The following is a 15,158-nucleotide window of genomic DNA, read 5'->3' as shown; positions in this document are numbered from 1 at the left end:
GAGAGAACGCCCACCTCTTCAGGCCTGTTGTGTGGCTAAAAAGGGTTCACTCTTGCCTGGGCAGCTGCTGCCGCCGTTCTCTGCCTTGCCGCTTGAGCAGGGTTGCGGACTTGGGGCTATTGACCCTCCCGCTGACTTAAGTCGGGGGATTCTTGCGCAGTAAAACGCCCCCCCCAGTTCCTTGAGGCCAAGCCCTAAGGTTGACTTTAGCAAGTTGGGCCGGAACCCCCTCTTCGCCTTTGATACCCTACCCGCCCAGAGGCTTGCCACCGGTCGGGTTTTTCGTTTGCCTCCAGGAAGCTGGCTGGCAAGCTGTACCCATAAGCAAGCCGCATTTTTGGTTGGCAACCAAAGCTGCTTACGGGCTTTTCCGCCCCGCCCTACAGTACGGGGCCACCCAGCTATCCTATGTACTGGCTAATATCTTCTCCGCGTTCTGCCAAAAAAGAGAGAGCGCGGAAGCGCAGGGCCACCACCTGGTCGTAGAGGGGGTTGAGTTTGCACAAGGGGGGAATGTGCATCACCTTGCGGCCAAACAGCACCACATCCCGCTCGAAGGGACACCGGGCAGGGATCAGGCGGCACAGGAAGCGGGCCACCTGGGGATTGCGGACTTGGATCCCGTCCAGCCAGGAACGCAAGGGAGCCAAAAGGTCGGTGTAACCGCTCTCGGCTGGAGCACCTCCTGGGGAAGGCGCAGCAGAACCCTTGTCGACCAAGGTGGTTTTGAGCAGATGGAGCTGGGGTAGCTCCAGCCCCAAGGCGGCGGCAAACCGCTGCAGGAGCCGATCCTCTGCTTTGGAATACACGCCGTCGGCAATGGCGGTCATCACGGCCGTACGTAGGAAATCTTCCCGCAGCTCCGGTTGCAGTTGGGCTGCCAACTCCTCCGGGGATAGGGGGGATAGATCCTTCCCCTCCACTTCTGGCCAGTCGGAGCGGATGAGATCTTCAATGAGTCGCTGCTCTTCGGGGCTATATTCTCCATCGGCCCAGGCAATGCCCAGCAGCCCTTGTAGCCACACTTTTGCCTGCTGCGGTGAGCACTCCCTCGCAGAAGGAGGCATGGAATGGCTGGCCATAGCGGAGCTCCCCAAGAAGCCAACGCCATTTTACAAAGGCTGTAGGGGGAGATAGCCAGCCCAGAGCAGAGGGCTAGGCTGGATCCTGAAGTCTGGGAAACCTCTTTTTGGTCATGACGGATCCTTTTCCACCCCTAGCTGGTCCAGCTCAACCCGGCCCCCTTGCAGGGAGCGTTGAAGAGTCCAACCCGGATCTCCTAACTGCTGCCTACGACTACTCTCTACCTCCTGACCGCATCGCGCAAAAACCGGTGGAGCCGCGGGATCAAGCGCGGATGTTGGTGGTGTACCCAGATAGGCATGAGCACCGCCGCTTCTGCGACCTGCCTGACTACCTGCAGAGCGGGGATCTGCTGGTTCTCAATGACACCAAGGTAATTCCGGCCCGGCTGTGGGGAGCCAAGGTCTTGCCGGGAAAAGACTCTTTTGGGGCACGGGTAGAGGTTTTGCTGCTGGAGCCTGAGTTGCCAGGGATCCCAGCTAACACCTTCCAGCAGGAGCAAATCTGGCGGGTCTTGGTTAGACCAGGCAAGCGGGTCAAGGTGGGGGATCAGATCCGGTTTTGGGATCACCAGGGATCCCCGGCGGAACTGATGGGCACGGTACTTGCTGTGGATGCGGAGACCAGTGGCCGGGTGATGCGGTTTACCTGGGAAGGAGCGGATCCCTTTGAGAAGATCTTGGAGCGGGTGGGGCGGATCCCGCTTCCCCCTTACATCAAGGCTGCCCACACCCTTAATCCGGCGGAGGCGGGAGTCCGACCTGAAGACTATCAAACTGTTTGGGCTAGGCAACCAGGCTCAGTGGCCGCCCCCACCGCCGGCCTGCACTTTACCCCCCAGCTCTTGGAGCGCTTGGCTCAAAAGGGGATCCAAACCGCCTTCATCACCCTGAACATTGGCCTAGGCACCTTCCGCCCCGTGGAGGCAGAACGAGTCACTGACCACCACTTGCACAGCGAGTGGCTCAAGGTGCCGGCGGAAACCGTAGCTGCCGTTCGGGCAGCCCAAGCGCAGGGAAGGCGGGTGATTGCCGTGGGAACAACCGTGGTGCGGGCGCTGGAAACGGCAGCCCTCTCCGGCACCCTGCAGCCCTGGCAGGGGAAGAGCGACCTCTTCATCTACCCTGGCTACTGCTGGCGGGTGGTGCAGGGCCTAATCACCAACTTCCACCTGCCCCGCTCCAGCCTAATGATGTTGGTGGCAGCGCTGATTGGGCGGCAGAGGCTACTGGATCTCTACCAAGAGGCTATTGAGCAGGGCTATCGCTTCTATTCCTTTGGGGACGGCATGCTGATCCTGCCCTAAGGGGATCCTCAGGCGGCTTGGGCAGGCCGGTCTTGGCCAGTGGCAAACCACCTCTGGAGGCGCTCCCATTCCACTTGGGGGTAGCCATCCACTGCCCAGTTGGCCCGCCGCTGCAGCATGTGCAAAGGAAAGAAAGTGGCCAGGGCCAAGACCGGGATCCCTTGGGAGCGAGCTGCTTGCATGCCGGCGTAGGTGGCTTCAAAGCTCAGGCACTCCTGAGGGGAGAGCCCCATCCGCTCTAGGAGCAGACGGTGCAGCTGCCCTGAACCCAGGTCAGGATCCATCTCCTCGCCGGTCACACGGTACCGGAAATGGTCGGTCAGCTGGGCCAGGAGCGGACAGGGGAAGCGTTCTAGAAAGGCCTCCACCTCAGCAGCAGCGTGGCCGCTCACTAGGCCCACCTTGAGCTGCAGCCGCTCCAGCCTCTCTAGAGTCTCCACCAAGCCGGGGACAAGAAGGGATCCCTTCTGCTCCTGCAACGCCTGCCGGTAGTACAGGGCCTTGCGGTGCAGCAACTCTTCTCGCTGCTTGGGGCTGAGCACCCGCCCCTGGGCTTGCCAAAGGGCGGGCAGGCGCTCCCGATCGGATCGGCCTAGGTAGTGCAGCCGGTAGAGCTCCTTTTGGGCAGGGGATCCTAGATCCCAGGGACGCAAGTTCTCCTCCAGCAGCACCTGGTTGATGGCGGAGAGGTGCAGCCCCTCATCGTCGGCCACTATGCCGCTCCAGCTTAGGATCACCCCTTGCAGCGCCATAGGAGAACCTCTTCCGTCCTTCTCTTGCTTGATCCTTAGGATCACTCTGGACAATTCCGAGAAGCTGGGATCCCTGCGCGGGCAGGAGGAGCCATGAAGCTGGGGGGAATGGATTCGGGGACGTGCCTATGCAGGATCTCGTCGATGGCCTGCCTTGCCTCCGCCTCCAGCGACCAGCCCCAAACTCCGGCTAGGTCATCCAACTGCTGGCGTTTGCGCGCTCCCCACAGGATTGCACTCACTCCCGGCTGATCCAAGAGCCAGCGCACCGCCAACTGAGGCAGGGTTTTGCCGTAGCGCTCCCGTGCCAGCTGGCTCAGCTCTTCTACTGCTTGTAAGTACTGGGAGTAGCGAGGTTCCACGAACTTGGGATCGATGCCGCCGCGCAGATCTCCAGGCGGAAACTTGGTTTGGGGCGTCAGCCGTCCCCCCAACAGTCCCCGGCAGAGGGGACTGTAGATCAGCGTAGCAATGCCGTTAGCCCGACAGTAGGGCAGAACGTCCGCTTCAATCTGGCGCTCAAACAGGTTATAGGGCGGCTGGACGGTGTGCAGGGGAGCCACCTGGCGAAAGCGCTCCATCTGCTGAGGAGAAAAGTTGCTCACCCCAATGGCACGGATCTTGCCCTCCTGCAGCAGGCGGTAGAAAAAGGCGGCCGTTTCCTCCAAAGGTTCTAGGGGATCTGGCCAATGCACCTGGTAGATGTCAATCACCTCCGTCTGCAGGCGGCGAAGGGAGTTTTCCAGATCCTGAGCTAGCCAACTTAGGCTGCAGTTGCGCACCACCTTGCCGTTAGTCCACTGCAGGCCGGCCTTGGTGGCAATGACCACGCGATCCCGGCAGCCGGCATCCCGGATGGCCCGTCCCAAAAGCGTTTCCGAAAGGCCGCGGCCATAGGCCGGGGCTGTGTCAAAGAGGGTAATACCTAGGTCAATAGCCTTGCGGAGGGTGGCATAGGCCTCCTCAGGGTCTGCTGGCCCCCACCAATCCCCGGTCATGCTCCAGGTGCCCAACCCCACGCGGCTAAGTTTTAGACCTGTCTCGGCAAGCGTGACAAACTCCATGGCAACTTCTGCAAAGAGGATCCGGTTTCAGGATGCTAACAGGCGCCGGGAGAAGACAAAGCCGGTTGCGCCTAGCTGCTGGTGGAAAAGGAGGCCGGGCTTTTGCCTCTACTTTTCTAACTAGAGGCTCAGTAGAGTGGGGATTGAAAGATTCCCACCGGAATGGCCCGATGAAGTCCATTTTCCCTCTCTGCCTGGCCGGGGGCAGCGTTCTAATCTGGGGATCCCTGCTGTCTGCGCAGGCACAGGTGATCACGCCCCTTTTTCCAGAAACTTCCCGAACTCCTATCCCGCTGCCCCCCAGCCAGGATATTCCCACCTTGCCGATTGTGCCGGATCCCCGGCCTGTACCGACGACATCCCCCCGGCCAAGGCCGCTGCCGACGGGGACTTTTGAGGAGATTAGCCGCTACTTCCGCGATCTCAACCGAGCCAAGAACTTAGCCCGCCAAGCGGCTGAAATTGCCAACGGGGGCTTGCAGCGCTACCGCGCCGAGGCCTCTATGCACGGGGCAGCCATCGATGCACCGTTTGAAGAGTTTGCAGATGCCTGGATCTTCACCTTCCGGGGCGGCGAGCCTGGCTTTACTCAGCCCAGCATCGAAACCCAGGTGCGGGTGGATCGGCGCACCTTTCAGACCACCATCCTCTACAACGGCCCCATCCGCTCTCGGCCCTAAGGGATCCCTGCCATAATCAAAAAAGGGCAAGGGACCCGGGGTATGACCAAGTTTGTCTTCATCACCGGCGGAGTCGTCTCCAGCATTGGCAAGGGGATCGTAGCGGCCAGCCTGGGGCGTTTGCTCAAGTCCCGCAACTACACCGTGTCAATTTTGAAGCTGGATCCCTACATCAACGTGGATCCCGGCACCATGAGCCCCTACCAGCATGGGGAAGTGTTCGTTACTGACGATGGCGCCGAGACCGACTTGGACTTGGGCCACTACGAGCGCTTCACCGACACCAACATGTCCAAGCTCAATAACGTCACCACCGGCGCCATTTACCAGGCGGTGATCTACAAGGAGCGGCGGGGCGACTACCAGGGCAGCACAGTGCAGGTGATCCCCCACGTTACTCAAGAGATCAAAGAGCGCATCCGGCGGGTGGCCCGCGAGACCAACGCCGATGTGGTGCTGGTGGAGGTGGGAGGCACGGTGGGGGATATTGAGTCCTTGCCCTTTCTGGAAGCCATCCGCCAATTTCGCAAAGACGTGGGCCGAGCCAACGTGGCCTACGTGCACGTGACCCTGGTGCCTCTCATCAGGGCGGCAGGGGAAATGAAAACCAAGCCCACCCAGCACTCGGTCAAGGAGCTGCGCTCGATTGGGATTCAGCCGGACGTGCTGGTGTGCCGCTGCGAGCAGCCCCTACCCCGCGGCCTCAAGGAGAAGATCTCCGAGTTTTGCGACGTGCCGGTGGAATGTGTCATCCAGGCGCAGGATGCCCCCAGCATCTACGACGTGCCCTTGATCCTAGAGCAGGAAGGGTTGGCGCAGCGGGTTTTGGAGATCCTCAACCTGGAGCCGCAGCAGCCGGATCTGCGGGAGTGGGAGCTCCTGGTGCAGCGGCTGCACCACCCTCAAGAGCAAGTGGAGATTGCCATTGTCGGCAAATACGTGCGCCTCACCGACGCCTACCTCTCAGTGGCGGAAGCCCTGCGCCATGCGGGCCTGGCCCTCAATGCCGGCGTTACCTTGCGCTGGATCTCTTCTGAAGAAGTTGAGGAGCAGGGGCCGGCAGCCCTGCTGGCCGGTGTGGACGGCGTGGTGGTGCCGGGGGGGTTTGGCAGCCGCGGCATCGAGGGCAAGGTGGCCACCATCCGCTACGTGCGCGAGCGGGGCATTCCCTTTCTGGGGCTGTGCCTGGGCATGCAGTGTGCGGTGATCGACTGGGGATGCCACATTGCCGGTCTGGAGCGGGCCAACAGCTACGAGTTTGATCCCGACACCCCCCACCCCGTCATCAGCCTGTTGCCAGAGCAGAAAGATGTGGAGCACTTGGGGGGAACCCTGCGCCTGGGCCTCTACCCCTGCCGCATCTTGCCCAACACCCTGGCGGCCAAGCTCTACGGGGAAACCATTGTCTATGAGCGCCACCGCCATCGCTATGAGTTCAACAACGCCTACCGCAGCCTGTTTTTGGACTCCGGCTACGTCATCAGCGGTGTCTCACCCGATAACCGCCTGGTGGAAATCATCGAGCTGCCCAGCCACCCCTTTTTCATTGCCACCCAGTTCCATCCCGAATTTCGCTCCCGCCCCAACCGCCCCCATCCCCTCTTTTTGGGGCTGATCGAGGCCGCCCTGCGCAGCCGTTCCCGGCCGCAAGCCCTGCAGTTGCAGAACACGGGCTAGGGCATTGGGGTTAATTCAAGAGTTGTCGTTTCCAGCGCGCTATGCCTCGCCACCGAAAAAAGTCGGATTTGCCCAGCAAAATCTGTCTCACCTGCGGCAGGCCCTTCACCTGGCGCAAGAAGTGGGCCGACTGTTGGCCGGAGGTGAAATACTGTTCTGAGCGGTGTCGCAACCATCGCCCCAAGGGATCCCGGTCCTCCTAGACGTCTGGGGCAGATAATGGGGTCGTCAAAGGGGGGTGGCATGCGGTTTCTCAAGTGGCTCTTGCACAATCCCCACGAAACGGAGGAGGAGGATCCCTTTCTGCGGGCCATTATCCGCCTAGAAAGCCTGATCTCGAAGCTGCTTTCTATCTTGATGATTGGGCTGATTGGGGTGGCTGTGGTGGATTTGACCCGCTTCCTGGTAGCTGATCTGCTGCAGGAGCCAATCGGGTTTTTCTCTACCACTTTGATCGAGATCTTCGGCCTCTTTTTAAATATTTTGATTGCGCTGGAGATTCTGGAGAACATTACCGCCTACTTGCAAAAGCAGGTGGTGCAGGTAGAGCTGGTGATTGTGACTTCTTTGATCGCAGTGGCGCGCAAGATCATTATTTTCGATTTTGAGAAGCTGGGGGGCCTGGATCTCATTGGGCTGGCAGCAGCGACGCTAGCCCTCTCCGTCAGCTACTGGCTGGTGCGACGAGCCAAGCCGTGATCCCTGTCGAGCGAAGGGCGGGCCTGGACAAATCCTGATAGGATAGGGGCGGAGCTTTCTGGCAAGAGAGATGCGTGTGCCCTCGGGGGTTGCCCACCTGTTGAAGCTAGCTGTGCTGGCGGTGCTGCTTTGGGTGGGATCTGGCTTTCTTCCCGCTCTGGCCCGTCCGCATTCTTCTTACGATTTGCTCCTAGCACAACAGTTGGGCAAAACCGTGAAAACCTACAACAGTCCTCCGCCAATGGTCATCGACCCGGCCAAGTCCTACACGGCCACGCTGGAGACCACCGCCGGCACGATGGTTTTGGAGCTGTTCCCGCAGGAAGCTCCCCTTGCTGTCAACAATTTTGTCTTCTTGGCCCGGGATCATTTCTACGACGGCGTCATCTTTCACCGGGTCATTCGGGGTTTCATGATTCAGGGCGGGGATCCCACTGGCACAGGTCGAGGTGGGCCAGGCTACCGCTTTCCCGATGAGCCGGTGCGGCGCCCCTACACGCGAGGGACTTTGGCCATGGCCAATGCTGGCCCCAACACCAATGGCAGCCAGTTCTTCATTATGCATGCCGACTACCCGCTGCCTCCTCACTACACCATCTTTGGGCAACTGATTGAGGGGGAAGAGGTGTTGGATAAAATTGCCACGGCGCCCACGGGCCCTCAGGATCGCCCCTTGAACCCGGTTGTGATCAAGTCTGTTCGCATCTCGGAATCAAACTAGGTTGGGCCAATCCGGCGAAACAGGCTCTATGGGGGACTTAGGTATGGAGTTCGCTAGGCCCCCGCGAATGTCCCCCCGTATTCTAGTTCTGGATTTTGACGGCGTGCTCTGCGACGGGCGGTTGGAGTATTTTGCCTCCTCCTGTCGCGTCTGTGGCCAGGTGTGGGGTTTAGCCCCTGCCCAGTTGGAGCTATTGCGCCCTGCCTTCGACCGCCTGCGACCCCTAATCGAGATTGGCTGGGAGATGCCTCTGCTGCTGTGGGGGCTACAGCAAGGGATCCCAGAGGACGCTTTGCGCCAAGACTGGCCCGGCTGGCGGCAGCGGTTGTTGCAGCAGGCGGGGGTTTCCGAGCGGGCTTTGGCCCAAGCCCTGGATGAGGTGCGGGATCGCTGGCTGGCAGAGGATCTCCAAGGCTGGCTGGGGCTGCACCGCTTTTATCCAGGAGTAACGGCCTGGATGCGCCAGATCCAGGCTGCTGGCGAGCCGCGCCTGGCCATTCTCAGTACCAAGGAGGGGCGCTTCATTCAGCAGCTTTTGCTCCGCGAGGGGATCCAGCTGCCACGCCACCGCATCCTGGGCAAGGAGGTACGCGCCCCCAAGGCCACCACCCTCCAGCGGCTGCTAGCAGCGACCCAGGTAGCGCCTGAGGAGCTCTGGTTTGTTGAGGATCGCCTGCAGACGCTGCGCCAGGTGCAGAGTGTACCAGAACTGGAGCAGGTGCTCTTGTTTTTAGCCGAGTGGGGCTACAACCTGCCCGAGGAGCGGGAAGCGGCCGCTCGGGATCCCCGTCTCCATTTGCTTAGCCTAGAGCAGCTCTTCCAGCCCTTTGAGCAGTGGTTGGCCCCGCCTCCTCCTTCCCCCCCCCTTGCCATCAGCCCGGCTAGCCTGGAAGACTTCGCCCCTAGCCGGAAACGCCCGGAAGCCGGCCTGGCCTCGCTGGTGCTGACCTTGGTGGAGCTGCTGCGGCAGTTGATGGAGGCCCAAGTGGTACGCCAAATGGAAGCCAATCGCCTTTCGCCCGAGCAAATTGAACGGGCTGGCAGCAGCCTGCAAGCTCTGCGAGAGCAAATTCGGCAACTCTGCGCCCTGCTGGAGATCGATCCAGCGGATCTCAACCTCGATCTAGGGGATCTGGGCACCCTTCTGCCCCGCCAGGGAGACTACTACCCCGGCCAGCCTGACGGCGAGGGATCCCTGCTGGAACTCCTGGATCGGCTAATTAACACCGGGATTGTTATCGACGGCGAGATCGACCTGGGCTTGGCGGACTTGAATCTTATCCATGCCCGCCTAAAACTGGTCCTCACCTCCAGCGCCAAGCTTTATTAAACCCAGGGAGGGTCAATGGAGACGATTGGGAGAAGAGATGCCAGGAGCAAGCTAGAGAATCCAGAAATCGCGGTATGCTGGCTTTGGATCCCGTTAATCTCTCTTCATAGTCTTCTCCTATGGATGTCTTTGCCCCAACTGGAAACCTGCATGCTGGCGCCATTTGGCCGGAGGTGGTGGTCACCCTCACGCTGTTGATTGTCTTGGTGGTGGATTTAGTAGGCGGGTCAGCAGCCCGCAAAAGTCTGCCCGCCCTCTCCCTCTTTGGCTTGATCGGGGCTTTGGTAACCCTGGTGTTGCAATGGCAGCAGCCTCAGTTGGAGAGCTTCTTGGGCAGCTTTGCTGCGGATCCAGTTAGCATTCTCTTCCGGGGCCTAGTGGTGGTAACGGCAGCCCTGACGGTGATGATGGCGGAGCGCTACATTGCCCAGGCGGGAGCGCCCACCGGTGAGTTTTATGTGCTGCTGCTCACGGCCACCTTGGGGGGAATGTTCCTTGCAGGGGCCACCGATCTCATCATGGTGTTTGTCTCGTTGGAAACGCTAGGCATCGCCAGCTACCTGATGGCCGGCTACACCAAGCGGGATCCGCGCTCTTCAGAGGCAGCGCTGAAGTATCTCTTGATCGGGGCCAGCAGCACAGCCATCTTCCTCTATGGCATGTCGCTGCTCTATGGCCTTTCAGGAGGTCAGACGCAGCTGGCAGCTATTGCACCACACCTGGCCAATGCTGGGCTGGCGGGGATCCTTGCCTTGGTGTTCTGCCTTAGCGGCATTGGTTTTAAGCTGGCGGCGGTGCCCTTCCACCAGTGGACGCCCGATGTCTATGAGGGATCCCCAACGCCGGTGGTGGCCTTTTTGTCAGTGGGATCCAAGGCGGCAGGCTTTGCCCTGGCCATTCGCTTTCTCGCCACTGTGTTCCCGGCAATGACAGAAGAGTGGCGGGCGGTGCTCTCGGTGTTGGCCATTTTGACCATGGTGCTGGGGAATGTGGTGGCCATTGCCCAAACCCGCCTCAAGCGACTGCTGGCCTACTCTTCCATTGGGCAGGCGGGCTTTGTTTTGATTGGGTTGGTAGCAGGGACTGAAGCGGGCTACGCCAGCTTGATTTTTTACCTAATGGTCTATTTGGCCATGAACCTGGGGGCCTTTCTCTGCGTTACCCTGTTTAGCCTGAAGACGGGTACCGACGAGATTAACGAGTACAGCGGCCTCTACCAAAAGGATCCCTTCCTCACCCTTTGCCTGAGCATTTGTCTGCTCTCTCTGGGCGGATTGCCGCCGCTGGCGGGCTTTTTCGGCAAGCTGTATCTCTTCTGGGCTGGCTGGCAGGCAGGAGAATACACGCTGGTGCTGGTGGGCTTGGTTACTAGCGTCATCTCCATCTACTACTACGTGCGGGTGGTGAAAGCCATGGTGGTAAAAGAGCCGCAGGAAATGTCGCTTTCGGTGCAAAACTACCCCGAGACCGACTGGCAGGCCGAAGGCATGCCGGCTTTGCGGGTGGGCATGGTGCTGACGCTGGTGGCCACCATCTTGGCTGGCATTCTCTCCAATCCGCTGTTTACTCTCTCCATCCAGGCAGTAGAGCAAAGTCCGTTTTTGGGGTTCCCGACAGCCCAGGCTTTTGCTCCAGAGCCAGCTAGCCCTTCTCTGACCGTTGCGGGCTCTGCAGCTTTGCCGAGCTACTAGAGCTCCCTCACCCCCAGCCCCTCTCCCTAAGGGAGAGGGGGGTTTTGCTTGCTGAGTCGACTGCTGGGATCCCCCCTCAAATACCTTCTAGGCTGACATTGAGAAAGCGGGCGATCTCGGCTGCTTGGTTTTCGATCTCGGCCAAAGAGGGTGGCTGACCCACACCGGTGAGGGGGATGTCGCCGCGTCCTTTTACCCGCAAGTAGATAACCCGACGGGGGTTGAGGCCTTCTCGCAGCTCTACCCGCAGGCTTTGCACCTCGGCAAAGTCGTATTCTAGGCGCACCTCGCGGTTTTTGCCCGGAAAGCCCTGCCGCACCAGCGTTATCTTTTGGGTGCGGCGGTCGAACTCGTTGTAGCCGCCCCCTAGGTTCCAGTACAAACTTAGCCATTGGTACAGCCCCGCCAGGGATCCGAGCAGGCCGTAAAAGAGCATGGCAATGCCCTGGGGAATGAACACCAGGCTGGCGGGATCGGAAAAGGGAAGCAAATTGCGGTGGAAATAGCTAGAAAGACCAGCCAGGGTAAAGCCCAGACCCCCCGCTGTCAAGACCACTGCCCAAAAGTAAACACTGGGCCGCCGCGAGCCAATGACGGTGTAGCGCAGCAGGTCTTCAGAGCGAATTTCGGGAATGGTTGCAGCCACAGACGGGATCCCTTTCTCCAAAGCTAGCTTCTTCCATCATTATTAGGCGGGAAGCCCTGCCCTAGGGAGGGGCAACAGAGCCTTTCTCCTTAGGGGCTTTCGACCTCTCGGTTCCTAAAGCCTGGGATCCCTTAGCGGGGTGTAACGATTTCCCCTGCCCCTGGGGTAACTGCCGGAGGTTCACTGGGGGAAGGCTCGCCCTCAGGGGTAGGAGAGGTGGGTTCCGGCTGGGCTGCCGGCGGAGAAGTTTCGGCTGCAGGCGTTGGACTTGGCAGGGCCGAGAGCTGGGCTACCGCCTCCTGAGCTGTCCGCTCTCCAAAGGCCGACAGGGCAATTGCCGCTTCCCCACGGCTGACCGGCTGGAAGGGGTTAAAGGTACGGATGGGGCCGAAGGTGCGCAACACGGTGGAGGCATTCTCCAGGCTGCGATCTGCCACCAGGGGAGCAACCGCCTCCTCAGGGATCTGCGCCGCATCGGTAAAGCCCCAACGCTCCTCCAGCTCTAATCGGGATCCCTTGATCTGCCCAGGCGGCAAATCCAAAGGCACCTTCATGCGGATGAGCTCGGCTCGCGACAGCAGGCTGTTGGGACGAAACTCGCGGTTGGCGTCTCCGCTAACGATGCCGGCAGCTCCCAGGGCCTGGATGTAGCGAAAGTTGGGATCCTCCTCCGGCACATCCAAAAAGAGGGGGCGCTCGCTGGCAGGTCCCAGCCGGATTTGGCGGCTGGGCTCGTCGGCGTAAATGGCGTTGTTGGCCAGCACCAACCAGCGGGCAAATTCGCCGCGGCGAACACTGCGCTGGGGCTGAAATTCCCTGCCGCCAATATCAGCAAAGACCCCCAGTTGATCCAGGTAATAGACCGAGCGGGCCACCAGGGATCCGGGCTCCAGATCCGTGAAGCGGCTGCTGAGCTGGCTGGGCAGAGGCGTGAAGGCAGCAGGGGGAGTTGTAGGAGCGATCCAAGGCGAAGGCGTCTCAGCTTGATCTGCAGAGGGAGAGGCAGACAGACCCATCGGTCGCACCGCTCGTTGCAGCCGCTCTCCCCACTCGGTTCCCTGACAGGCCGACACCAGCCCCAGCAGCAGGACAAAGCTTCCACCCTTGAGCCAGCTGCTGGCTGGAGACAGCGATCGCCCAGACCGCCTAGGATTGCCTTGCTGCTGCAGCGTCTTCTCCCGCTCTACTGAGCCCATTTGCGGCTGAACTCCTCCAGCACATCCAGCAGGTTGAGCAGGCTTTGCATGGGCAGCAGATCGGCTAGAGGCAGCTCTTTGCGCCCACCCCCCACTTTTACTGGGATCCCTTGCAAAACCTCGGTAACAGCATTCTCGTCCACCTTGCCTGCCATCACCTGGGGAGCCAGTCGCTCTGCCAAAACCGTATGCAGGTGGGCATCCCGCAGGTAAAGGTGCCACCGGGCTACATCGATGTAAACTTCCTTGCCAATGGCAGCTGCCAATTGCTCAATCTCTGGGTTGCTGGGCACTTGGGCCATTGCTCAGCTCCGTCAGGGGTTGCCCTCTGCCGATCATAACCTGCTCCCACCTCACGGAGAGGTGGCGGCAGAGCGACTCGGTAGAGGCAAGGCAAAGTTCTCCTGCAACTGCCGCAGCAGCAATAGGTGCTCCAGAGCTAAGCGATCCCGCTCGAGGCGCAACTGACTCAGTTGGGCCTGGACCTGGCGGATCTCCTCTTCGTCGGAGTCCCAGGTTTGCAAAAGGCGGTAGAGGCGGTCTTGCTGGCTAGCAATCTGCTGGTTCAGGCGGGCCAAGCGGCGGCTGAACTCCCTATCCATCTCTTCTGCCAGCTGGGGATCGGGCAGGAGGGGCAGCTGAGCCCAATCGATGCCCAGCTGGGTTGAAGTTGGTGGGAGTGGCTCCAACTTTTTGAGGAGAGGGAAATCGGGAAAAGGGGAGAGCTCTACCTCAGAAGCAGCCGGTTGGTTTTTTGGGGTAGAAGCCTGCGCCCTGGCCAGCGGGGGGGTGGGCTGGGCAGCAAACTTCAAGGGACTGGGAGAGGGGTGCGCCAGAGGGTTACCCCTGGGATTTGCCTGGGCTGCCCAAGATCCCAGACTGCCCAGCCAAAGACAAATGGCTAGCCCCCAAGCCCGGCGGATTGCTGTGCTCACCCTGCCCTCCTCGGTCTTCCTTCAAGCTAGCTCAAGCCTTACTCCCCGCCCAAGTCAGCTGGAGAGTTGGGCAGCGGCTCAAACAAAATTGAGTAGGCGTCTTGCTTCTCTCCTGGCTCGAACAGGTAGCGCTGGGCAAGCCGGGCAGAGGCTGGCACCATGGCCACCCGCACCGGCGGCTCCTCCAGTGACACCAAGGGCTGAGGGTGTAACCAGCGCCAGCCTGCCCAGCCGGCTCCCGCCAAGGCCACCACAGCCGCTGCCACTTGTCCCCAGGGAAAGCCGCTGCAGCGCCGCCACCCTAGAGCAACCGCTGGCGTTCGCTCCAGCTTCTCGAACACACGGCTAATTAGCAACTCCGTCTGAACGGGATCCGAGGTTGGCGCCTTGAGGTTGGCCAAGCCAGCTTGTAAAGCCGCCAGCTGGCTATACAGTTGCCGCGCCTGGGGATTGCTAGCCAGCCAATCCTCCACTTGCCGTGCCTCCTGGGGAGCCAGTTCCCCATCTAGGTAGGCGCTTAACTGTTCAAAGCACTCCTCCACTGGCGGTAGCTCCGCTGGGGAAAGGGAGGCGGCCTTCTCACGGTCAGGGTTGGGGCAAAACATGGTCATTCGCCGTTGAGGTAGGGTTTCAGGATGGATTGCAAGCGGGCGCGGGCCCGCGCAATGCGGGATTTAACAGTACCCAAAGATACCCCCGTAATCTCTGCAATTTCCTCATAGGCCATCCCCTGAATTTCTCGCAGCAGGAGAGCTTGGCGAAAGACCTCGGGCAGATCGTGGACAGCTTGGTGCAATCGCTCGTAAAACTCGCAGGTGGTGAGGTGGTCATGGGGGCCGGGGCTATTGCTGGGCAGTTCCCATTCCATCTCACTCTCTTGCCTTGAAATCGAGGCATCTAAAGAAAGGGTTGGCTGTTGACGCTTGCGCTTGCGCAGCTCGTCATAAAACAGATTGGTGGCAATCCGGCCCAGCCAACTGCGAAACTTTGCTGGTTCCTGCAAATGTTTTAGGTTGCGATAAGCTCGGATCCAAACTTCCTGAGCCAAGTCCTGGCGATCTGGCCAGCTGGGCGCAAGGTGGTAGAGAACCTTGTCTACGTAGGCTTGATAGCGGCGTATGAGCTCGGCGAAGGCCTCGCGGTGGGGCTGGGATCTCTGCTGACACAGCAGTACCAGCTCTTGATCAGCAAGCTTTTCTGGCGGCACAGGCTCGTCCTTTACTGAAGCCGACCAGCGCTGGCCACTGAGGTCGTCGAGGACAGCATCCATAAGCAGCCATGGAGCAGGAGGACAATAGCAGAGGGATCCCTTCTGCTTACCAGACGAATTCAAGAAAAGCGGGTTCCCTTCCTAGATCTTGGCGCAAAGGGCGAGGGG

The 15,158-nt window shown here is 60.4% G+C and carries 17 protein-coding genes; 8 read left to right on the top strand and 9 right to left on the bottom strand.

Annotated elements, in window-relative coordinates:
* Positions 1-401: 401 nt before the first annotated feature.
* Positions 402-1,082, bottom strand: a complete 681-nt coding sequence (locus NW827_RS01380; RefSeq protein ID WP_414362682.1) for a Mo-dependent nitrogenase C-terminal domain-containing protein — start codon at positions 1,080-1,082, stop codon at positions 402-404.
* 113 nt (positions 1,083-1,195) lie between these two features.
* Here NW827_RS01380 and queA point away from each other — a divergent pair, with 113 nt between their 5' ends.
* A complete protein-coding gene (queA, locus tag NW827_RS01375; RefSeq protein ID WP_414503247.1) occupies positions 1,196-2,389 on the top strand; it encodes a tRNA preQ1(34) S-adenosylmethionine ribosyltransferase-isomerase QueA in 1,194 nt (397 codons plus the stop codon).
* 8 nt (positions 2,390-2,397) lie between these two features.
* On the opposite strand, the gene NW827_RS01370 is transcribed toward queA, so the two are convergent.
* Both NW827_RS01370 and NW827_RS01365 read right to left on the bottom strand, forming a co-directional pair.
* Positions 2,398-3,141 carry an HAD family hydrolase gene (locus NW827_RS01370; RefSeq protein ID WP_414366372.1) on the bottom strand — a complete coding sequence of 248 codons (744 nt, stop codon included), beginning with the start codon at positions 3,139-3,141 and terminating at the stop codon, positions 2,398-2,400.
* 41 nt (positions 3,142-3,182) lie between these two features.
* Complete coding sequence (locus NW827_RS01365; protein WP_414503246.1) at positions 3,183-4,205, bottom strand: aldo/keto reductase; 1,023 nt, start codon at positions 4,203-4,205, stop codon at positions 3,183-3,185.
* Positions 4,206-4,375: 170 nt separating this feature from the next.
* Here NW827_RS01365 and NW827_RS01360 point away from each other — a divergent pair, with 170 nt between their 5' ends.
* The 7 genes from NW827_RS01360 (at position 4,376) to NW827_RS01330 (ending at position 11,003) form a co-directional block, all read left to right on the top strand.
* Positions 4,376-4,885, top strand: coding sequence for a hypothetical protein (locus NW827_RS01360; RefSeq protein WP_414403768.1), 510 nt, complete (start codon positions 4,376-4,378; stop codon positions 4,883-4,885).
* A gap of 42 nt (positions 4,886-4,927) precedes the next feature.
* A complete protein-coding gene (locus NW827_RS01355; RefSeq protein WP_414403767.1) occupies positions 4,928-6,562 on the top strand; it encodes a CTP synthase in 1,635 nt (544 codons plus the stop codon).
* A 41-nt stretch (positions 6,563-6,603) separates the two neighbouring features.
* Positions 6,604-6,765, top strand: coding sequence for a DUF2256 domain-containing protein (locus tag NW827_RS01350; RefSeq protein ID WP_414403766.1), 162 nt, complete (start codon positions 6,604-6,606; stop codon positions 6,763-6,765).
* Between the two features lie 40 nt (positions 6,766-6,805).
* Positions 6,806-7,261 (top strand): phosphate-starvation-inducible PsiE family protein, encoded by a 456-nt coding sequence (locus NW827_RS01345; protein WP_414362689.1) that lies wholly within the window; start codon positions 6,806-6,808, stop codon positions 7,259-7,261.
* 241 nt (positions 7,262-7,502) lie between these two features.
* A complete protein-coding gene (locus NW827_RS01340; protein WP_414362714.1) occupies positions 7,503-7,982 on the top strand; it encodes a peptidylprolyl isomerase in 480 nt (159 codons plus the stop codon).
* 67 nt (positions 7,983-8,049) lie between these two features.
* The gene (gene gvpJ, locus NW827_RS01335; protein ID WP_414362690.1) at positions 8,050-9,312 is read left to right on the top strand and encodes a gas vesicle protein GvpJ; all 1,263 of its coding nucleotides are present in this window, start codon (positions 8,050-8,052) and stop codon (positions 9,310-9,312) included.
* Positions 9,313-9,431: 119 nt separating this feature from the next.
* Positions 9,432-11,003 carry an NAD(P)H-quinone oxidoreductase subunit N gene (locus NW827_RS01330; protein ID WP_414403764.1) on the top strand — a complete coding sequence of 524 codons (1,572 nt, stop codon included), beginning with the start codon at positions 9,432-9,434 and terminating at the stop codon, positions 11,001-11,003.
* 76 nt (positions 11,004-11,079) lie between these two features.
* On the opposite strand, the gene NW827_RS01325 is transcribed toward NW827_RS01330, so the two are convergent.
* The 6 genes from NW827_RS01325 to NW827_RS01300 form a co-directional block, all read right to left on the bottom strand.
* A complete protein-coding gene (locus NW827_RS01325) occupies positions 11,080-11,649 on the bottom strand; it encodes a photosystem I assembly protein Ycf4 (protein WP_414362692.1) in 570 nt (189 codons plus the stop codon).
* A gap of 131 nt (positions 11,650-11,780) precedes the next feature.
* Entirely contained in the window at positions 11,781-12,845 is a 1,065-nt protein-coding gene (locus tag NW827_RS01320; protein ID WP_414403763.1) for an S-layer homology domain-containing protein, read from the bottom strand.
* Positions 12,833-13,147: a DUF3181 family protein gene (locus NW827_RS01315; protein ID WP_414362694.1), complete on the bottom strand. Its 315-nt coding sequence runs from the start codon at positions 13,145-13,147 to the stop codon at positions 12,833-12,835. The genes NW827_RS01320 and NW827_RS01315 overlap by 13 nt, the downstream gene beginning before the upstream one ends.
* Before the next feature lie 51 nt (positions 13,148-13,198).
* Positions 13,199-13,780: a hypothetical protein gene (locus tag NW827_RS01310; protein ID WP_414362695.1), complete on the bottom strand. Its 582-nt coding sequence runs from the start codon at positions 13,778-13,780 to the stop codon at positions 13,199-13,201.
* 38 nt (positions 13,781-13,818) lie between these two features.
* Positions 13,819-14,391, bottom strand: coding sequence for an anti-sigma factor family protein (locus tag NW827_RS01305; protein ID WP_414362696.1), 573 nt, complete (start codon positions 14,389-14,391; stop codon positions 13,819-13,821).
* A complete protein-coding gene (locus NW827_RS01300) occupies positions 14,388-15,050 on the bottom strand; it encodes a sigma-70 family RNA polymerase sigma factor (protein WP_414362697.1) in 663 nt (220 codons plus the stop codon). The genes NW827_RS01305 and NW827_RS01300 overlap by 4 nt, the downstream gene beginning before the upstream one ends.
* Positions 15,051-15,158 lie beyond the last annotated feature (108 nt).

Origin of the sequence: Synechococcus sp. H70.1, from assembly GCF_047502705.1 — a bacterium.
Classification (GTDB): Bacteria; Cyanobacteriota; Cyanobacteriia; order Thermostichales; family Thermostichaceae; genus Thermostichus.
Note: the sequence above shows the minus strand (reverse complement) of the source record. Positions and strands in the feature narration are given on the sequence as shown.